This window comes from Stenotrophomonas sp. NPDC077421, assembly GCF_049545505.1.
Classification (GTDB): Bacteria; Pseudomonadota; Gammaproteobacteria; order Xanthomonadales; family Xanthomonadaceae; genus Stenotrophomonas; species Stenotrophomonas nematodicola.
In genome coordinates, this window is the sequence record NZ_JBMWDP010000087.1 from 1 (window position 1) to 1,415 (window position 1,415).

3 protein-coding genes are annotated in these 1,415 nt (G+C 63.5%); all 3 read left to right on the forward strand.

Annotated features, from left to right (window positions below; translation table 11 throughout):
- The coding region (locus ACPEH1_RS20565; RefSeq protein WP_423716318.1) for a 50S ribosomal protein L4 at window positions 1–362 on the forward strand (362 nt) is incomplete at its 5' end.
- On the forward strand, window positions 359–658 hold the full coding sequence (gene rplW, locus ACPEH1_RS20570) for a 50S ribosomal protein L23 (RefSeq protein ID WP_017355407.1): 300 nt from the start codon (window positions 359–361) through the stop codon (window positions 656–658). The genes ACPEH1_RS20565 and rplW, both read left to right, overlap by 4 nt.
- Window positions 659–668: 10 nt before the next feature.
- On the forward strand, window positions 669–1,415 hold a 747-nt coding region (rplB, locus tag ACPEH1_RS20575; RefSeq protein ID WP_423716319.1), incomplete at its 3' end, for a 50S ribosomal protein L2.

Consider the following 1,415-nt stretch of genomic DNA (forward strand, 5'->3'; position numbering starts at 1 on the left):
TCACCTTCGCGGCCAAGCCGCGCAGCTTCGAGCAGAAGGTCAACCGTAAGCAGTACCGTGCAGCCATGTGCGCGATCCTGTCCGAGCTGAACCGCCAGGGCCGTCTGACGATCGTGGAGTCCTTCGATGTCGAAGCGACCAACACCAAGTCGTTGATCGCCAAGCTGGCCGGCCTGGAAGTGGGCAAGCGTCCGCTGATCGTCACCGAAGAGGCTTCCGAGCACCTGTACCTGTCGGCACGCAACATTCCCTACGTGGAAGTGCGTGACGTCCAGGGTCTGGACCCGGTGTCGCTGGTGGGTGCCGACACGGTCGTCATCACCGCTGACGCGGTCAAGAAGGTCGAGGAGTGGCTGGCATGAACGCCAACGAGAAAATCTTCAGCGTTCTTCGCGCTCCGCGAGTCTCCGAAAAGACCGCGCGCCTGCAGGAACATTCCAACCAGTATGTCTTTGAAGTGTCGAACGAAGCGACCAAGGCCGATGTAAAGGCCGCGGTTGAGCAGCTGTTCGATGTCAAGGTCGAGTCGGTCAACGTGCTGAACGTGAAGGGCAAGAACAAGTCCTTCCGTAACCGCAACGGCCGCCGCGGCGATTGGCGCAAGGCATACGTGCGTCTCGCCGATGGCCAGTCCATCGATGTAACGGCCAAGGCCTGAGGTACATCCCATGCCATTGATGAAATTCAAGCCCACTTCCCCCGGCCGTCGTTCGGCCGTGCGCGTGGTTACGCCCGATCTGCACAAGGGCGCACCGCACGCAGCGTTGCTGGAGCCGCAGAGCAAGTCGGGTGGTCGTAACCACCACGGCCGTATCACCACCCGTCACGTTGGTGGTGGCCACAAGCAGCACTACCGCGTCATCGACTTCAAGCGCAACAAGGAAGGCATTCCGGCGCGCGTGGAACGCATCGAATACGATCCGAACCGCACCGCCCACATCGCCCTGCTGTGCTACGTCGACGGCGAGCGTCGCTACATCATCGCACCGAAGGGCCTGAAGGCCGGTGACCAGGTGATCGCGGGCTCGGATGCGCCGATCAAGACCGGCAACACCCTGCCGCTGCGCAACATCCCGGTCGGTACCACTGTCCACGGCATCGAACTGAAGCCGGGCAAGGGTGCCCAGATCGCGCGTGCCGCCGGCGCCGCCGTGCAGCTCGTCGCTCGTGAAGGCATCTACGCCACCCTGCGCCTGCGCTCGGGTGAAATGCGCAAGGTGCCGGTCGAGTGCCGCGCCACCATCGGTGAAGTCGGTAACGACGAGCACAACCTGGAAAAGCTGGGCAAGGCTGGCGCCAAGCGCTGGCGCGGTGTCCGCCCGACCGTTCGTGGTGCTGCCATGAACCCGGTTGACCATCCGCACGGCGGTGGTGAGGCGAAGGCCGGCCAGGGTAACCCGCATCCGGTCACCCAG